Origin of the sequence: Micromonospora sp. NBC_00421 (genome assembly GCF_036017915.1) — a bacterium.
GTDB lineage: Bacteria > Actinomycetota > Actinomycetes > Mycobacteriales > Micromonosporaceae > Micromonospora.
The window spans coordinates 4,722,058-4,738,485 of sequence record NZ_CP107929.1 but is presented as its reverse complement, the minus strand read 5'-3'; the positions used below and the strand labels follow the sequence as shown (position 1 = coordinate 4,738,485).

Genomic DNA, 16,428 nt, shown 5'->3' with positions numbered 1-16,428 from the left:
CGCCGGCTCCATGATCGACTCAACGGCGTCCAGGTTGCGGTATCCCGGACACCGCAACCTCGGCCCACGGGAGTTGATCAAGCGAGCCTGCGGGCCGCGCATGGGGCCGTCCGGGGTGCGGGATGCCGCTACTCCGGCCTTCAGGGGTGGACGAAGAGAGCCTGCGGGCTGAACGGTGGCGTCCGGGGCGTGGGACGGCGCTACTCCGGCACCCCGGAGTGGTCCGGTGGGAAGGGGGTGACCGGGGTGGGGCATTTCCGGTGCACTTCCGGTGCACCTCGGGGGCTTTCGGAGAGGTCCCGGGCCAACACGCCGATGCCGGGCGGACATCGACACGCACTGTCGCTAGGGTGCGCCGGAGTGTGTTGATCGGGCGGGAGGAACTGCCGGTGAACGAGGTGCTTCGCGTAGCGATGGCCGAGCGCGGGGAGACGGTCGAGTCCCTCGCGCATCAGGTCGGTGTCGATCCGAAGACGGCCGGCCGGTGGCTCAGCGCCGGGCGGGTGCCGCATCCCCGGACCCGGGTCGCGGTGGCCGGGATTCTCGGTCGGGAACCGGCCGAACTCTGGCCCGAGCCCTACCGTCGCCGCGACCTGCCCTGGTTCCGCCCGTGGGCAGAGCTGGAGCAGGACGCCACGTCGATCCGCTCGTACCAGTCATTGCTCGTGCCGGGCCTGCTCCAGACCGAGGAGTACGCCCGAGCGGTGTTGGGGACCGGCGGCCTGCTCCCGCCTGACGAGGTTGCTCAACTGGTGGGCGGGCGGTTGGAGCGACGGGTCCTGCTCGACCGTGACCCTCCGGCCCAGTTGGTTTTCGTGATCGACGAGGCGGTGCTCCATCGAGTGGTTGGCGATCGCGCGACCATGGCCGGACAGGTGGCCCACTTGGCGGCCGTCGCCGCGCGGGAGCACGTGCAGGTGCGGGTAATTCCGCTCGGTGGACCCTGGCACACCGGTCTGGCTGGGCCGTTCATGCTGGCGCGGTTGCCCGACGGCAGCGAGCTGGCTTATCTGGACAACCAGCTCCGTGGCGAGCTGGTGACTGAGAGCGCCGACATTGCTAGCCTGGGCAGAAGGTGGGAGAGCGTGGCCGGCGAGGCGCTGCCCGCTCGTCGATCGAACGAGCTGATCCGGGAAGCGGTGGAGAGATGGACGTGATCGACGAGCCCTGCTGGCGGACCGCCAGCCGCAGTAGCAACAACGGCGGTGACTGTGTTGAGGTGGCGGACAATCTGCCGGGTCGGGTGCTGGTGCGGGACAGCAAGGACCGGGCCGGCGGCACGCTGAGCTTCACCCCCGAGATCTGGCGAGCCTTCGTCGCCGCCCAGAAGTGAGTGCCGCTGCCGTGGACGTGATCGAGCCCCGCTGGCGTACGGCAACTCGGAGCAGCAGCAATGGCGGTGACTGTGTCGAGGTGGCGGACAATCTGGCGGGTCGGGTGCTGGTGCGGGACAGCAAGGACCGGGCAGGTGCCACGCTGAGCTTCAGCCCCGACGCCTGGCGTGCCTTCGTCGCCGCCCGCTGAGCCCCGGGGAGTGGACCACGGCGGGTGGGCTCAGGCCGTACCCCAGGTGTAGGTCTGCTTGCGCAGCTTGAGATAGACGAACGCCTCGGTGGCGAGCACCCCGGGCACCGAGCGCAGCCGTTGCAGGATCTCCAGCAGGTGGGCGTCGTTGCGGCAGACCACCTCGGCGAGCAGGTCGAACGAGCCGGCGGTGATCACCACGTAGTCGAGTTCGTCGAACTCGGCGAGCCGGTCGGCGACGGCCTCCAGGTCGCCGTCGGTGCGCAGGCCGATCATGGCCTGTCGGGGGAAGCCGAGCTGGAGCGGGTCGGTCACCGCGACGATCTGCATCACCCCGGCGTCGAGCAGCCGCTGCACCCGCTGGCGGACCGCCGCCTCGGAGAGCCCGACCGCCTTGCCGATGGTCGCGTACGGCCGACGGCCGTCCTCCTGTAGCTGTTCGATGATCTGTTTCGCCACGTCGTCCAACAGTGCGTGGCTGGAACCTTCACGTACCGTGACGCGCCGCCCCCCGGTGCCGTTCTCCTGCTGCCGGATCGTCATCGACCGCTCCCCATGTCCGTTCTCCGAGCCGAGCCTAGTGCCATCGCGCAGTCTGGCGTAATTCGTCGTCAGAGGCTATTGCGGCAACGGAATCCCTTGTGGGGCTGGTGACCTCATGCCAGGATCATTCGTCTCAGGCACCCGACCCCTCCCGCCGGCGCCGCACCCCCGTCCCCGCCGCCGACGGACGACCCCCTAGGAGTCGTCACATGCGTACTCCCCTCCGGCCCCTCACCCGGCGTGGACTGCTCACCGGCACCCTCGGATCGGCCGCCCTGCTCGCTGCGGGCGGCAGCCTCGCCGGCTGCGGCACGAAGGCCGCGACCCAGACCGAGGACGGTTGTAAGAGCGACGACCTGTCCGCCACGGAGAAGACCCTCGCCTTCTCCAACTGGCCGCAGTACATGGACGTGGACGACAAGGACGCCGCGAAGCGCCCCAGCCTCGACGCCTTCGTCGCCGGCAGCGGCATCAAGGTGACCTACACCGAGGACATCAACGACAACAACGAGTTCTTCGGCAAGGTGCAGAACCAGTTGGCCGGCTGCCAGAGCACCGGGCGGGACATCATCGTCCTCACCGACTGGATGGCCGCCAGGATGATCCGGCTCGGCTGGATCCAGAAGCTCGACCCGGCCAAGGTGCCGAACGTGGCGGCCAACCTGCTGGCGTCCCTGCGGGGGCGCTCCTTCGACCCGGAGGACCGGATCGCCGTCCCGTGGCAGTCCGGCCTGGCCGGGCTGGCCTACAACGGCAGCGTCACCGGCGAGGTCCGGACCGTCGACGAGCTGCTCACCCGCCCCGATCTCAAGGGCAAGGTGACCGCCCTGTCGGAGATGCGGGACACCATGGGCCTGCTGCTCCAGTCGAACGGGCACGACCCGGCGAAGTTCACCGCCGCGCAGTTCGACGACGCGCTCAACAAGCTGCGCAAGGCCGTCGAGTCCAAGCAGATCCGCAGGTTCACCGGCAACGACTACGCCCCCGACCTGGCCAAGGGTGACATCGCCGCGTGCGTCGGCTGGTCCGGCGACGTGATCCAACTGGCCGGCGACAACCCCAAGGTGAAGTTCGTCGCGCCGGACTCGGGCGTGATGCTGTTCAGCGACAACATGCTGGTGCCCAACAAGGCCACCCACAAGGCCAACGCCGAGGCGCTGATCGACTACTACTACCAACCGGCGGTGGCCGCGAAGCTCGCCGCGTACGTCAACTACATCTGCCCGGTCAAGGGTGCCCAGGCCGAGATGGAGAAGATCGACCCGGAGCTGGCCGCCAACCCGCTGATCTTCCCGGACGACGCCCTGCTGGCGAAGTCCAAGGTCTTCATGGCCCTGGACGAGAAACAGGAAAAGGAATACGAGTCGAAGTTCCAGCAGGTCATCGGGGCGTGAGCGGGATGGCGAACGAGGCACCGGCCGGTGACCTGCGGCTGGCCCACCTGACCAAGCGGTTCGGCATCTTCACCGCCGTCGACGAGCTGAGCCTGACCGTCCCGCAGGGCTCCTTCTTCGCGCTGCTCGGGGCGTCCGGCTGCGGCAAGACGACCACCCTACGCATGATCGCCGGGCTGGAGGAGCCGACCAGCGGGCAGGTGCTCCTCGGCGACCGGGACATAACCCGGCTACGGCCGTACAAGCGGCCGGTCAACACGGTCTTCCAGAGCTACGCGCTCTTTCCGCACCTCGACATCGCCGAGAACGTGGCCTTCGGGCTGCGCCGGCGGGGCATCCGCCGGGTCGACGACCAGGTCCGGCGGATGCTGTCACTGGTCCAGCTCGACGGCTACGGCCGGCGTCGCCCGACCCAGCTCTCCGGCGGCCAGCAGCAACGGGTCGCGCTGGCCCGCGCCCTGATCAACCACCCGCAGGTGCTGCTGCTCGACGAGCCGCTCGGCGCGCTCGACCTGAAGCTGCGCCGGCAGATGCAGATCGAACTGAAGCGGATCCAGACCGAGGTCGGCATCACCTTCGTGCACGTCACCCACGACCAGGAGGAGGCCATGACGATGGCCGACACGGTCGCGGTGATGAACGCCGGGCGGATCGAACAGCTCGGGGCCCCGGCCGAACTCTACGAGTACCCGGCGACGGCGTTCGTGGCGAACTTCCTCGGCCAGTCCAACCTGCTCGCCGCCGAGGCCGCCGGCCCGGCCGGGTCCGAGGTGCCGGTCACCGCACACGGCGTCCGCTTCTCGGTGCCCGTCGCCCGCGCCCGCGCCGACCGGGGCGCGGTCTACCTGGGGGTACGTCCCGAGAAGCTGCACCTGGTCGAGGCCGCCGACCAGGTGCCCGCCGGCCACCAGCAGGTGACCGGGGTGATCACCGACGCGTCGTACGTGGGGGTGAGCACCCAGTATCTGGTGCGCACCGGGTGGGGCAGTGAACTGTCCGCGTTCGCGGCGAACAGCGGTGTCGGCGGGCAGCACCCGGTCGGCGGGTCGGTGGTGGCGCACTGGGACCCCCGGCACGCCTTCCTGCTGCCCCGCGAGCCGGGGCAGGACGACCGGACGGTCCCGCTGGTCGACGAGCCGGTCGGGGCACCGTCGTGACCGCACTGGCGCAGTTGGGCGGCGGGACGCCGGCGACCGGGCAGCCGTCACCGGCCCGGCCGGGTCGGCACCGGCTGCTGCCGTACCTGCTGCTGTTGCCGGGGGCGGCCTGGCTGCTCGTCTTCTTCGCCGTGCCGCTGCTGCAACTCGCCGCCGCCAGCCTCTACGACCCGACCGGCTCGCTCTCCACCGGGTACGTGCTGACCTGGGCGTTCGGCAACTATCCGGAGGCGGTACAGGCGTACTGGCCGCAGTTCGCCAGGTCGTTCGGCTATGCCGGGGCGGCGCTGGTGCTGGCCCTGCTGATGGGTTACCCGCTGGCGTACGCGATAGCGCAGAAGGCAGGCCGGTGGAAGAACCTGTTGCTGGTCTGCGTGGTAGCCCCGATGTTCACCAGTTTCCTGGTGCGCACCCTGGCCTGGAAGACCATCCTGTCGGACAACGGCGCCCTGGTCGGGCTGCTGCGGGACGTGCACCTGCTCGGCCCGGACGGGCGGCTGCTCGCCACCCCGGTCGCGGTGGTGCTCGGGTTGACGTACAACTTCCTGCCGTTCCTGGTGCTGCCGCTGTACGCGAGCCTGGAGCGGCTCGACCACCGGCTGCTGGAGGCGGCCAGTGACCTGTACGCCGGCCCGCTGCACGCCTTCCGCAAGGTCACCCTGCCGCTGTCGATGCCCGGCCTGATCGCCGGCACGCTGCTCTTCTTCATCCCGGCCACCGGCGACTACATCAACGCCGAACTGCTCGGCACCCCCAACGAGTACATGATCGGCAACGTCATCGACTCGGCGTTCCTGGTCCGGCTGGACTATCCGCAGGGCGCCGCCCTGTCCTTCCTGCTGATGGCGGCGATCCTCGCGGTGGTCTTCGTCTACCTGCGCCGGGCCGGCACGGAGGAGGTGTTGTGATGAGCGCGAGGAGTGCAGCGCAGCGGAGCCCCGCAGTCGCGAATGAAGGTGGGCTCTGATGAGCGCGAGGAGTGCAGCGAAGCGGAGCCCCGCAGTCGCGAATGAAGGTGGGCTCCTGAGGGTGTCGCGGTGGTTGGCCGACCGGTGGGTGGTGATCGTCGCCCTGCTGGTGCTCGGCTACCTGTTCCTGCCGATCGCCGTGGTGGCCGGGCTCTCCCTCAACCGCCCGTCCAGCCGGCTGTCGTACGACTTCAACGAGTTCACCCTGGACAACTGGCGACAGCCGTGCGCCACGCCCGAGATGTGCGACGCGGTGGTCCGCAGCGCGCAGATCGGTTTCCTCGCCACAGTCGGGGCCACCGTGATCGGCACCCTGATGGCGTTCGCCCTGGTCCGGCACCGGTTCCGGGGCCGCAGCGGGATCAACCTGCTGATCTTCCTGCCGATGGCGACCCCGGAGCTGGTGCTGGGCACCTCGCTGCTCGCCCTGTTCGTCTCCGCAGGGGTGCCGCAGGGCTTCTGGACCATCGTCATCGCGCACGTGATGTTCTGCGTGTCGTTCGTGGTGGTGACGGTCAAGGCCCGGCTCGCCGGGATGGACCGGCGGCTGGAGGAAGCCGCGATGGACCTCTACGCCAGCGAGTGGCAGACCTTCCGGCGGATCACCCTGCCGCTGGTGCTGCCCGGCATCGTGGCCGCCGCGCTGCTCGCCTTCTCGCTGAGTTTCGACGACTTCATCGTGACGAACTTCAACGCCGGCACCACGGTCACCTTCCCGATGTACGTCTGGGGCGCTGCCCAGCGGGGCATCCCGCCCCAGGTCAACGTGATCGGCACGGCGATGTTCGCCATCGCGCTGCTGCTCGTCGGGCTCAGCTCGCTGCGCGGTCGACGGTCCCGCCGCGCCGCACTCCCGGTCGCCGCGACCGGCGGCCGGGGAGCACCGGCACCGATCCGGCCCGGCCGACGGGCGACGGGCCCGTCATGATCCTCCCGCATACCGGCCGGGCGCTCGCCGACGCGACGCCCGTGCCCTACTGGCTGGACCGCCCGGAACGCCCCGACCCGCTGCCGCCCCTGCACGGTACGCACCCCGCCGACCTGCTCGTCGTCGGCGGCGGGTACGGCGGACTCTGGGCCGCCCTGCTCGCCAAGCGGGCCGACCCCGGGCGGGACGTGCTGCTGGTCGAGGCGGGCGTCTGCGGTTGGGCGGCGTCCGGGCGCAACGGCGGGTTCTGCGCCGCCTCGCTCACCCACGGCCTGGCCAACGGGGTGGCCCGGTTTCCCGACGAGATCGACGAGTTGGAGCGCCTCGGCCGGGAGAACCTGGACGCCATCGCCGCCACCATCGCCGAGTACGACATCGACTGCGACTTCGCCCGCACCGGCGAACTGGCGGTGGCGGTGGCCCCGTACCAGCTCGCCGGGCTCGCCGAGGACGCCGACCTGGCCCGTCGGTACGGCCACCGGGTGCGGCTGCTCGACGCAGACGAGGTGCGCGCCGAGGTGGACTCGCCGACGTACCTCGGTGGGTTGTGGGACGCCGACCGGGTGGCCCTGGTCGACCCGGCGCGGCTGGCCTGGGGCCTGCGCCGTGCCTGCCTGACGCTCGGGGTGCGGATCCACGAGCACACCCGGGTGACCGGGCTGCGCCGCGAGGGAGCCGGGCTGCGCGCTGACACCCTCGGCAGCCCGGCCGCACGCCCCGGTGGTGGCCCGGGTGCCAGGTCGACAGGTGGCAGCCCGGCACTCGACGGTGGTCGCCCACGGGGCGGGTCGACGGGCGGCGGCACGGTGCCGGGCGCGGCCGGGGTGCCCGGGGTGGTGCGGGCCCGGCAGGTGGTGCTGGCGACCAACGCTTTCCCGCCGCTGCTGCGCCGGCTGCGCGCCCGGACCGTGCCGGTCTACGACTACGCGCTGATGACCGAGCCGCTGACCGGGGAGCAGCGGGCGTCGATCGGCTGGCGCAACAGGCAGGGGCTGGCCGACACCGGCAACCAGTTCCACTACTACCGGATCACCGACGACGGTCGGATCCTCTTCGGTGGCTACGACGCGGTCTACCACTTCGGCAACCGGGTCGCCCCGGAACTCGCACAGCGCCAGGCCACCTTCACCGCCCTCGCCGACCACTTCTTCACCACCTTTCCGCAGTTGGCGGGGCTGCGTTTCAGCCACCGCTGGGGCGGGGTGATCGACACCTGCACCCGGTTCTGCGCGTACTTCGGCACCGCCTTCGGCGGGCGGCTGGCGTACGCCTCCGGTTACACGGGTCTCGGGGTCGGGGCCACCCGGTTCGGCGCGCGGGTCATGCTCGACCTGCTGGCCGGCGAGCCGACCCCGCTGACCCGGCTCGACCTGGTCCGCCGGGCACCGCTGCCGTTCCCGCCGGAGCCCGTCCGGGCCGCCGGCATCCACCTCACCCGCTGGTCGCTGGCGCGTGCCGACGCGCACGACGGCCGGCGCAACCACTGGCTCCGTACGCTCGATCGTCTCGGTTTGGGGTTCGATTCCTGATGCGCATCCTGCTCGTCGGTGCCGGCGGGGTCGGCTCCGCCGCCGTCGCCATCGCCGCCCGCCGGTCCTTCTTCGCCACCGTCGTCGTCGCCGACTACGACCTGACCCGGGCGCAACGGGCCGTCGCCGGGCACGGCGACCGGTTCGTCGCCGCCCGGCTCGACGCCTCCTCGGCGGACGCGGTCGCCGCGCTCTGCCGGGAACACCGGATCACCCACGTGCTCAACGCGGTCGACCCGCGCTTCGTCATGCCGATCTTCGAGGGGGCGTTCGCCGCCGGGGCCGACTACCTGGACATGGCGATGTCGCTGTCCCACCCGCACCCGGCGCTGCCGTACACCCAGACCGGGGTGAAGCTCGGCGACGCGCAGTTCGCCGCCGCCACCACCTGGGCGGACGCCGGCCGGCTGGCGCTGTGCGGCATCGGCATCGAACCGGGCCTGTCCGACGTGTTCGCCAGGTACGCCGCCGACGAGCTGTTCAGCGAGATCGACGAGATCGGCATCCGTGACGGCGCGAACCTCACCGTCGACGGGTACGACTTCGCCCCGTCCTTCTCCATCTGGACCACCATCGAGGAGTGCCTGAACCCGCCGGTGATCTGGGAGAAGGACCGGGGCTGGTTCACCACCGAACCGTTCAGCGAGCCGGAGGTCTTCGACTTCCCGGCCGGCATCGGCCCGGTCGAGTGCGTCAACGTGGAGCACGAGGAGGTGCTGCTGATCCCGCGCTGGGTGAAGGCCAGGCGGGTCACCTTCAAGTACGGCCTCGGCGACGAGTTCATCGAGGTGCTCAGGGCGCTGCACAAGGTCGGTCTCGACTCGACCATCCCGGTGTCGGTGCGCGGCGTGCAGGTCTCGCCCCGCGACGTGGTCGCCGCCAGCCTGCCCGACCCGGCCACCCTCGGCGACCGGATGCGCGGCAAGACCTGTGCCGGCACGTACGTCACCGGCACCGGGACCGACGGCCGGCCGCGCCGGGTCTACCTCTACCACGTGGTCGACAACGAGTGGTCCATGCGGGAGTACGGCCACCAGGCGGTGGTCTGGCAGACCGCGGTCAACCCGGTGGTGGCGCTGGAACTGCTCGCCACCGGTGGCTGGTCCGGCGTCGGGGTGCTCGGCCCGGAGGCGCTGCCCCCGCGCCCGTTCCTCGACCTGCTCACCGCCTACGGCTCCCCCTGGGCGATGGAGGAACGATAACCCCCTGCCCCGCCCCTGCCCCGCCCTGCGTCGCCCCCGCGTCCTGCCCCGCTCTGCGTCGCCCCCCGCCCTCCTCACGCGTCCGCCCTGCCCCGCCCCAAGCTGCCCGTCCCGTCCACTCTGCCCGTCGATCATGGAGTTGTGGTGGGGAATTTGTCTCTTTCCGTGGCTTTTTGGGCCACCATAACTCCATGATCGACGTCGATCATGGCGTGGGCGTGGGCGTGGGCGTGGGCGTGGGCGTGGGCGTGGGGGTGGGCGTGGGGGTGGGCGTGGGGGTGGGGGTGGGGTGGGGTGGGGGTTGTGGATAAGGGTGGGGGTTGTCCACAGGGGGTGGTGGGGAGGTGGGGTGGTGGGCAGGGTGGGTGACTGTGGCGGGGCAGCTGTTTCGGTATGCGGAGTTGTTGTCGGCTGGATGGAGTCGGGAGGGGGTTCGGCGGGCGGTCGGTGATGGGGAACTGCGCCGGTGGTCGCGAGGCGTCTACGGGCCGGGGGATGTCGGTGGGCCAGGGAGTGTCCGGCCGTCGGGGAGTGTCCGGCCGCCGGGGATTGGGCGGCTGTCGGGGAGTGGGCGGCACCCGAGGGGTGTCGGCGGGGCGGGGGGTGAGGAGGGCGTCCGGTGGCAGGCCCTCTTGCATCGGCTTCCGGAGGGGGCCGTTGTCGGCTTTCACTCGGGTGCTCAACTGCACGGGTTCGGTGCCGTACCCAGCGAGGATCTTCATGTGATCGTGCCGGTCGGCGGGCGGGTGCCGCAGATTCGGGGCGTCGTGGTGCATCAGGCGGTGCTTCCCGTACCTGATCCGGTCCTGCTGGCCGGCCTCCCGTGCGCACCCGCGGACCGGTGCGCGGTGGACCTGGCCCGGACGGTCGCCCGGCTGGACGCACTGCCACTTCTCGACCTGTGCCTACGGGTGGGTGCCTGCCACGCTGAGGAACTGGCTGCCGAGCTTGGTCGGCACGCGCGGTTGCGGGGTGTCGACCAGGCGCGGCAGTTGGTGCGGCTCGCCGATCCCAGGTCGGAGTGCCGGCAGGAGAGCCAACTCCGGCTGGTCCTGATCGACGGCGGGCTGCCGACGCCAGAACCGCAGATCTGGGTGTCGGACGACGCGGGTTTCCAGCGCTACCGACTGGACCTCGGATACCGACGATCACGGGTCGGCATCGAGTACGACGGCCTGTCCCATCTCGACCGCGACCGCCTGGACCACGACCGTACCCGGATGAACTGGCTGGCCGCCCGCGGCTGGCGCATGCGCCACTTCACCGCCCGCGACCTCTACCACCGCCCCTCCCACATCACCACCCAGATAGCCGAACTCCTCCGAACCTGACTGGTCGATCATGGAGTTGTGGGGAGCGGAAATCGGCATCAGAGGGGTGAAAGGCCCACCGCAACTCCTTGATCGACATTGGGATCGCGGGGGTGGTGGCGGGTGGGGTTGAACGGGGGAGGGTCGGGGGCCGTATCAGGCGGTGCAGGCAACGGCGGCGAGGGGAGACGTGGTGAAGGTGCAGCGCAAGCACGTACTGGCGGCGGGGGTGGCGGTGATCGCCACGGCGGTGGTGGCGGTGGGGACCGGATTCGGGTTCGCCGACACCACGCCCACCCGCCCGAGCCTCTGCTCCGGGTCGGTCACCTTCTCCGCCGAGGGTGGGGAGCCCGCCGCGACGAGTGACCGGTTTCCGGTCGGGACACGGTTGCGGGTGACAAATCTCGACAACGGCAAGGTGGCGACGGTGTCGGTGAGTGGGCCGTCGGGCAGTTGTGTGCTGCTCAACGCCGCCGCGATGGAGCTGGTCCGGGAGCCTGGCAAGAACGTGATCCGGCGCAACCTGGTGGAGCGGGCCGTCGCCGAGGTGCCGGCGGCCCCCGCGCCCGGCGAGACCCGGCCCGGTGCCGCCCAGCCTCCGGCCGCCCCCCGGCCGACGAAGCCGTCGACGGGGGTGGCTGCCCAACCGGGTGCGTGCAGTGGATCGATCACCTTCTCCGCCGAGGGCGGTGCCCCGGCCGCGACGAGTGACCGGTTCCCGGTGGGCACCCGGTTGCGGGTGACGAATCTGGACAACGGCAGGGCGGCGACGGTGTCGGTGAGTGGGCCGTCGGGCAGTTGTGTGCTGCTCAACGCCGCAGCGATGGAGCTGGTCCGGGAGCCCGGCAAGAACGTGATCCGGCGCAACCTGGTCGAGTTGGTGCGCTGAGCGCCGTCGGCGGTCAGCCGAAGGCGGCGTCCAGGATGTCCAGGCCACGGGCCAGCTCGTCGTCGGAGATCACCAGCGGCGGCAGGAACCGCAGCACGTTGCCGTAGGTGCCGCAGGTGAGGGTGAGCAGGCGGGCCGCGTGACAGGCCGCCGAGACGGCGCTGGCGGCGGCCGGGTCCGGGACCAGGGTGCCCGGCCGGACCAGCTCCACGGCCAGCATCGCGCCCCGGCCGCGTATTTCGGCGATCCGGGGGTCGCGGGCGGCGATGGCACGCAACCGGTCGGCGAGCACCGACCCGATCCGCCGGGCGGCGGCGGCCAGGTCCAGCTCCCGCATCGTCTCGATGCTCGCCAGCGCCGCCGCGCAGGCGATCGGGTTGCCGCCGTAGGTGCCGCCGAGGCCACCGACGTGCACCGCGTCCATCAGCTCCGCCCGGCCGGTCACCGCCGCCAGCGGCAGCCCGCCGGCGATGCCCTTGGCCAGGGTGACCAGATCCGGCACGACCCGCTCGTGGTCGCAGGCGAACCAGTCCCCGGTACGGCAGAAACCGGTCTGGATCTCGTCGGCGACGAACACCACCCCGGCCGCCGTCGCCCACTGGCGCATCGCCGGCAGGAAACCCGCCGCCGGTACGACGAAACCGCCCTCGCCCTGGATCGGCTCGATCAGCAGCGCGGCCACGTTCTCCGCCCCGACCTGCTTCTCGATCGTGTCGATCGCCCGGGCCGCCGCCTCGGCCCCGGACAGCCCACCGTCGCGCAGCGGGTACGACATCGGCACCCGGTGGATCTCCCCGGCGAACGGCCCGAACCGGTGCTTGTACGGCATGTTCTTCGCGGTCAACGCCATGGTCAGGTTGGTCCGGCCGTGGTACGCATGGTCGAAGACCACCACCGCCTGCCGCCCGGTGGCGTGCCGGGCGACCTTCACGGCGTTCTCCACCGCCTCGGCACCGGAGTTGAACAGCGCGGAACGCTTCTCGAAGGTGCCCGGGGTCAACGCGTTGAGCTGTTCACAGACCGCCACGTACGACTCGTACGGCGCGACCATGAAGCAGGTGTGGGTGAACCGCTCGACCTGCGCCCGTACCGCCTCGACCACCCGCGGTGCGGAGTTGCCGACGCTGGTGACCGCGATGCCGGCGGCGAAGTCGATCCACTCCCGCCCCTCGACGTCGACGATGGTGCCGCCGCTCGCGGTGTCCACGTAGGAACTGATCACACTGCCGACACCCCGGGCCACCGCAGCACCCCGCCGCCGGTGCAGCTCCGCGCTGGAGACCATGGGTCAGCCCTCGATGTGGTGCATGACGTGCTTGATCCGGGTGTAGTCCTCCAGGCTGTAGACCGACAGGTCCTTGCCGTGCCCGGAGTGCTTGAAGCCCCCGTGTGGCATCTCCGAGACGAACGGGATGTGGGTGTTCACCCAGACGCAGCCGAAGTCGAGCCGGCGGGTCATCCGCATCGCCCGGCCGTGGTCCTTCGTCCAGACCGAGGCGGACAGGCCGTAGTCGACGCCGTTGGCCCAGCGCACCGCCTCGTCCTCGTCGTCGAACCGCTGCACGGTGATGACCGGGCCGAACACCTCCTGCTGGATGATCTCGTCGGCCTGGCGTACCCCGGAGACCACGGTGGGGGAGTAGAAGTAGCCGCGCCCACCGACCCGCGCGCCACCGGTGTGCAGCTCGGCGTGGTCGGGCAACCGGTCGACGAAGCCGCTGACCCGGGCCAGCTGGTTGGCGTTGTTCAGTGGGCCGTAGAGCACGTCCGCGTCGTCCGGGCCGCCGGTCCTGGTGTTGCGGGCCTGCTCGGCGAGGGCCGACACGAAGTCGTCGTGCACGCCCGGACCGACAAGCACCCGGGTCGCCGCGGTGCAGTCCTGACCGGCGTTGAAGTAGCCGCCCATCGCGATCGCCTCGGCCGCCGCCGCCACGTCCGCGTCGTCGAAGACCACCACCGGGGCCTTTCCGCCCAGCTCAAGATGGGTCCGCTTGAGATCCGGCGCGGCAGCGGAGGCGACCTCCATGCCCGCCCGGGTCGAGCCGGTGATCGACACCAGCTGCGGGGTCGGATGCGCCACCAGGGTACGACCGGTGTCCCGGTCGCCACAGACCACGTTGAACACCCCCGGCGGGAAGAACTCGGCGGCGATCTCGGCCAGCAGCAGCGTCGACACCGGCGTGGTGTCCGACGGCTTCAACACCACCGTGTTGCCGGCCGCCAACGCCGGGGCGATCTTCCAGACCGCCATCATCAGCGGGTAGTTCCACGGGGTGACCTGCGCGCAGACGCCGATCGGCTCCCGTCGCACGTACGACGTGTGCCCCGCCAGGTACTCCCCGGCCGAGCGGCCCTCCAGCAGTCGGGCCGCCCCGGCGAAGAAGCGGAACTGGTCCACCGCCGGTGGCAGCTCCTCCTCGGCGGTGAGCTGACGCGGCTTGCCGGTGTTGCGCACCTCCGCGTCGACCAGCTCGGCGGCCCGGGACTCCACCGCGTCGGCGAGCTTCAGCATCGCCCGCTGCCGCTCCGCCGGGGTGGTGTCCCGCCAGGTCTCGAAGGCGGTGGCGGCGGCCCGCATCGCCGCGTCCACGTCCGCCGTTCCGGAGACCGGTGCCTGGGCGAAGACGTCACCGGTGCAGGGGTCGATCAGGTCGGCGTACCCGCCGTCCACCGGGTCGACGTACGCACCGTCGACGAAGTTGCGCAGCTGCTGCTGGTCGCTCATGGTGAGGTCGCTCCAGGGTGGCTGAGGGTCGGGTCAGCGGAGGTAATCGCAGTCTGACTGCCATCTTGGCTACTGAATTCGCGGCAGACAAGGGCTTGAGCGACTGTTTCCGTGCGACCCCGGGTCGTCTACGCTGCCGATGCGCTGACCGGGGTGCAGCTGTGGGCCCGGCACAGCCGTTTCACCAGGTGCCGTCGTCCCGGACCCGGGGCGGGGTGAGGCCGAGGAGCAGGGTGGTCAGCGCGGCGTCGACGTCGTCGCCGAGGAACCACTCACCGGCCTGGTCCAACGCGAAGACCCGGCCGTGCTCGTCGACGGCCAGGATGCCGTCCGGGTGCTGCGCCCCGATCGGAAAGAGCCGCACGCCGAGCACGGCACCGAAGTCCGCCAGCGTGTCGACGGTGTACGCGGCGTGCACGGGGTCGATGGAGAACCGCGATATCCACACCTGCCGACCCGGACCACGCCGACCGGAGGCGAGCCCTGGGAACTTGGTGAGGGCGTCCAGCGCGGCATCGAGGGCGGGGTGTCGGCTGGAGATCTCCCGCGTCTCCGTGATCGCCTCCTCGGCAAGCCCGTCGTCGCCGAAGCCGGGCCGCCAGCCGGCACTCACCAGCGCATCGGCGACCTCGGGCGGGAAGCGCCCCGGCTCGGGGGCGGCTTGTCGGCCTGGTCGCCATTGCCTGGTGAATGCGAGCTCCGACCAGCCGACGACCGCGAAGTGCACCAGGAAGTTGAGGCAGGAGTCGCACGGGCGTTCCGCCGGGCCGGCGTTCGGGTCGCCGGGTTCGCGGACCAGGAACACGTCCACTCCGGTGGCCAGGAGCAGCGACTCCGCCTCGGGCATGGTCAGCGAGGGCTGGCCGGCGGCGGCGCGGCGGTGGTCGTACTCGTGGAGGAGGTCGGAGACGACGATCAGCTCGGCGTGCCGGTCGCCGCCGCGGACCAGGTGGCCCGGGGGCAGTTCGTCCAGGTAGGCCCGGACCAGCGGGTGGTGGCGTAGCTCCACGTCGCCCTTGGCGCCGTGGCCGACGTAGGTGCGGCCGTCGACGGTCAGGTGCGCGACCGTGGCGGGTGTCGGTAGGCGGCGGATCTCGCGCAACAGCAGGATGGCCGGGTCGACGGTCCGGGGCGCGGGCACGCCGGCCGGCCGGCTGCGGCGGTACATCTGCTGCACCACGGCCGCCGGCACCCGGGGCCAGGTGGTGACCTCCCCGGTCTCCTTGTCGACGACGGTGGTCGGCAGGTCGCCGGGGTTCGTGTCGACCGCGCGGTCGACGGTCGACCTGATCACGTAGCCGAGGTCGAACTCGTCGAGCGTGGCCCGGCATTCGTAGCCGAGGCGCTGCGAGTCACGCCGGGCCCACACGTCGGCGAGCTGCTCGGCCTGCTGGCGATCGATCACCGCCCGAAAGTACCGGACCCCACGGATTCGTGGCGCCCGGTATGGTTCGCCTGACTGACGGTGACCGGGGAGGGTGGCCTTGGCCGAGAAGGTGGACCGCGATGCGAACCAGGCGCTCCGGGCGCGGTTCGACGAGGTGTACGGCCAATACCAGCGGTTGCGGTCCGGCGTGGACGATCTCCGGTCCGAGCTGGCCGCGCTGCGGATCACCGAGCGTTCGGACGACGGCCAGGTCACCGCGACGGTGGGTGCCCGGGGTGAGCTGATCTCGGTGGAGCTGACCGGTGCCGTCTATCACGACCGCGACCACCAGGCGCTGAGCCGGAAGATCACCACGACCGTGCACCGGGCCTGCGCCCGTGCCAGCCGGGCAACCCAGGAACTGGTGGCCACGCACCTGCCGGCCGGCTCGGGGTCGGTGGAGTTCCTGCGTACGGGCGACTTCGGCGCGCTGCTCGGGCGGGCCGACGCGGTCCTCCGGCGGGAGGGGGAGCGGCATGGGTGACGGGCAGCTCTGGCTCGACCCGGGCCGGGCCCGCCGGGGCGGCACCGACCTGCACCTGGCCGGTGAATCGATGTCTGCCCGCCGCGCCGCCCACGGTGGGGAGATCGCGGCGGCGAGCGCTATCCGCCCGTGGGGTCGCGACGACATCGGCGCCGCCTTCGAGAAGAACTACCGGTCCTACGAAGAGACGTTGCTGCGCGCCTGGGCGGGGCTCGGCCGGTCGCTGGAGAGGCTCGGCACCGACGTGGTCAGCTCGGTCGACGCCGACGTGCGGACCGACGAAGCGAGCGGCCGACGCCTCGACGGGGTGGTCGACCCGCGCGACCGCCGGCGCTGACCTGCAGGGGAA

Annotated in this window: 17 protein-coding genes and 1 pseudogene; 14 read left to right on the top strand and 4 right to left on the bottom strand. The window is 71.3% G+C overall.

The annotated features are described in order from the left end of the window. Positions 1–389 precede the first annotated feature (389 nt). Genes OHQ87_RS19795 through OHQ87_RS19785 form a run of 3 tightly spaced genes read left to right on the top strand, consistent with a single transcriptional unit; the run spans position 390 to position 1,524 of the window. Entirely contained in the window at positions 390–1,157 is a 768-nt protein-coding gene (locus OHQ87_RS19795) for a helix-turn-helix transcriptional regulator (RefSeq protein WP_328339935.1), read from the top strand. Then, positions 1,148–1,333 (top strand): DUF397 domain-containing protein, encoded by a 186-nt coding sequence (locus OHQ87_RS19790; protein ID WP_328339933.1) that lies wholly within the window; start codon positions 1,148–1,150, stop codon positions 1,331–1,333. The genes OHQ87_RS19795 and OHQ87_RS19790 overlap by 10 nt, the downstream gene beginning before the upstream one ends. Positions 1,334–1,344: 11 nt before the next feature. Next, on the top strand, positions 1,345–1,524 hold the full coding sequence (locus tag OHQ87_RS19785) for a DUF397 domain-containing protein (RefSeq protein ID WP_328339931.1): 180 nt from the start codon (positions 1,345–1,347) through the stop codon (positions 1,522–1,524). A gap of 30 nt (positions 1,525–1,554) precedes the next feature. On the opposite strand, the gene OHQ87_RS19780 is transcribed toward OHQ87_RS19785, so the two are convergent. Then, entirely contained in the window at positions 1,555–2,067 is a 513-nt protein-coding gene (locus OHQ87_RS19780; RefSeq protein WP_328339929.1) for an Lrp/AsnC family transcriptional regulator, read from the bottom strand. A gap of 209 nt (positions 2,068–2,276) precedes the next feature. Here OHQ87_RS19780 and OHQ87_RS19775 point away from each other — a divergent pair, with 209 nt between their 5' ends. From OHQ87_RS19775 to OHQ87_RS19740, 9 genes and pseudogenes are all read left to right on the top strand, one after another. Continuing rightward, entirely contained in the window at positions 2,277–3,461 is a 1,185-nt protein-coding gene (locus OHQ87_RS19775) for a polyamine ABC transporter substrate-binding protein (RefSeq protein WP_328339927.1), read from the top strand. Positions 3,462–3,466: 5 nt separating this feature from the next. After that, a complete protein-coding gene (locus tag OHQ87_RS19770) occupies positions 3,467–4,618 on the top strand; it encodes an ABC transporter ATP-binding protein (RefSeq protein ID WP_328348916.1) in 1,152 nt (383 codons plus the stop codon). A gap of 5 nt (positions 4,619–4,623) precedes the next feature. Next, a complete protein-coding gene (locus tag OHQ87_RS19765) occupies positions 4,624–5,526 on the top strand; it encodes an ABC transporter permease (RefSeq protein ID WP_328348915.1) in 903 nt (300 codons plus the stop codon). Between the two features lie 121 nt (positions 5,527–5,647). Further along, a complete protein-coding gene (locus OHQ87_RS19760; protein ID WP_328339925.1) occupies positions 5,648–6,514 on the top strand; it encodes an ABC transporter permease in 867 nt (288 codons plus the stop codon). After that, positions 6,511–8,043 (top strand): NAD(P)/FAD-dependent oxidoreductase, encoded by a 1,533-nt coding sequence (locus OHQ87_RS19755; RefSeq protein ID WP_328339923.1) that lies wholly within the window; start codon positions 6,511–6,513, stop codon positions 8,041–8,043. Before OHQ87_RS19760 ends, OHQ87_RS19755 begins: the two co-directional genes overlap by 4 nt. Further along, complete coding sequence (locus OHQ87_RS19750) at positions 8,043–9,245, top strand: saccharopine dehydrogenase family protein (protein WP_328339920.1); 1,203 nt, start codon at positions 8,043–8,045, stop codon at positions 9,243–9,245. The genes OHQ87_RS19755 and OHQ87_RS19750 overlap by 1 nt, the downstream gene beginning before the upstream one ends. 344 nt (positions 9,246–9,589) lie before the next feature. Beyond that, positions 9,590–9,682, top strand: a pseudogene (locus OHQ87_RS31420) (hypothetical protein); the annotation flags it as partial. 285 nt (positions 9,683–9,967) lie between these two features. Beyond that, complete coding sequence (locus OHQ87_RS19745) at positions 9,968–10,576, top strand: endonuclease domain-containing protein (RefSeq protein WP_328339918.1); 609 nt, start codon at positions 9,968–9,970, stop codon at positions 10,574–10,576. Between the two features lie 172 nt (positions 10,577–10,748). Further along, the gene (locus tag OHQ87_RS19740; protein ID WP_328339916.1) at positions 10,749–11,444 is read left to right on the top strand and encodes a hypothetical protein; all 696 of its coding nucleotides are present in this window, start codon (positions 10,749–10,751) and stop codon (positions 11,442–11,444) included. 13 nt (positions 11,445–11,457) lie between these two features. Here OHQ87_RS19740 and gabT read toward each other — a convergent pair whose 3' ends face one another. The 3 genes from gabT to OHQ87_RS19725 form a co-directional block, all read right to left on the bottom strand. Continuing rightward, a complete protein-coding gene (gene gabT / locus OHQ87_RS19735) occupies positions 11,458–12,729 on the bottom strand; it encodes a 4-aminobutyrate--2-oxoglutarate transaminase (RefSeq protein ID WP_328339914.1) in 1,272 nt (423 codons plus the stop codon). Between the two features lie 3 nt (positions 12,730–12,732). Further along, complete coding sequence (locus tag OHQ87_RS19730; RefSeq protein ID WP_328339912.1) at positions 12,733–14,169, bottom strand: gamma-aminobutyraldehyde dehydrogenase; 1,437 nt, start codon at positions 14,167–14,169, stop codon at positions 12,733–12,735. Between the two features lie 181 nt (positions 14,170–14,350). Continuing rightward, complete coding sequence (locus tag OHQ87_RS19725; protein ID WP_328339910.1) at positions 14,351–15,574, bottom strand: SUKH-3 domain-containing protein; 1,224 nt, start codon at positions 15,572–15,574, stop codon at positions 14,351–14,353. A gap of 73 nt (positions 15,575–15,647) precedes the next feature. Here OHQ87_RS19725 and OHQ87_RS19720 point away from each other — a divergent pair, with 73 nt between their 5' ends. Both OHQ87_RS19720 and OHQ87_RS19715 read left to right on the top strand, forming a co-directional pair. Then, a complete protein-coding gene (locus OHQ87_RS19720) occupies positions 15,648–16,079 on the top strand; it encodes a YbaB/EbfC family nucleoid-associated protein (protein ID WP_328339908.1) in 432 nt (143 codons plus the stop codon). After that, positions 16,072–16,416: a hypothetical protein gene (locus OHQ87_RS19715; protein WP_328339906.1), complete on the top strand. Its 345-nt coding sequence runs from the start codon at positions 16,072–16,074 to the stop codon at positions 16,414–16,416. Before OHQ87_RS19720 ends, OHQ87_RS19715 begins: the two co-directional genes overlap by 8 nt. Positions 16,417–16,428: the final 12 nt, after the last annotated feature.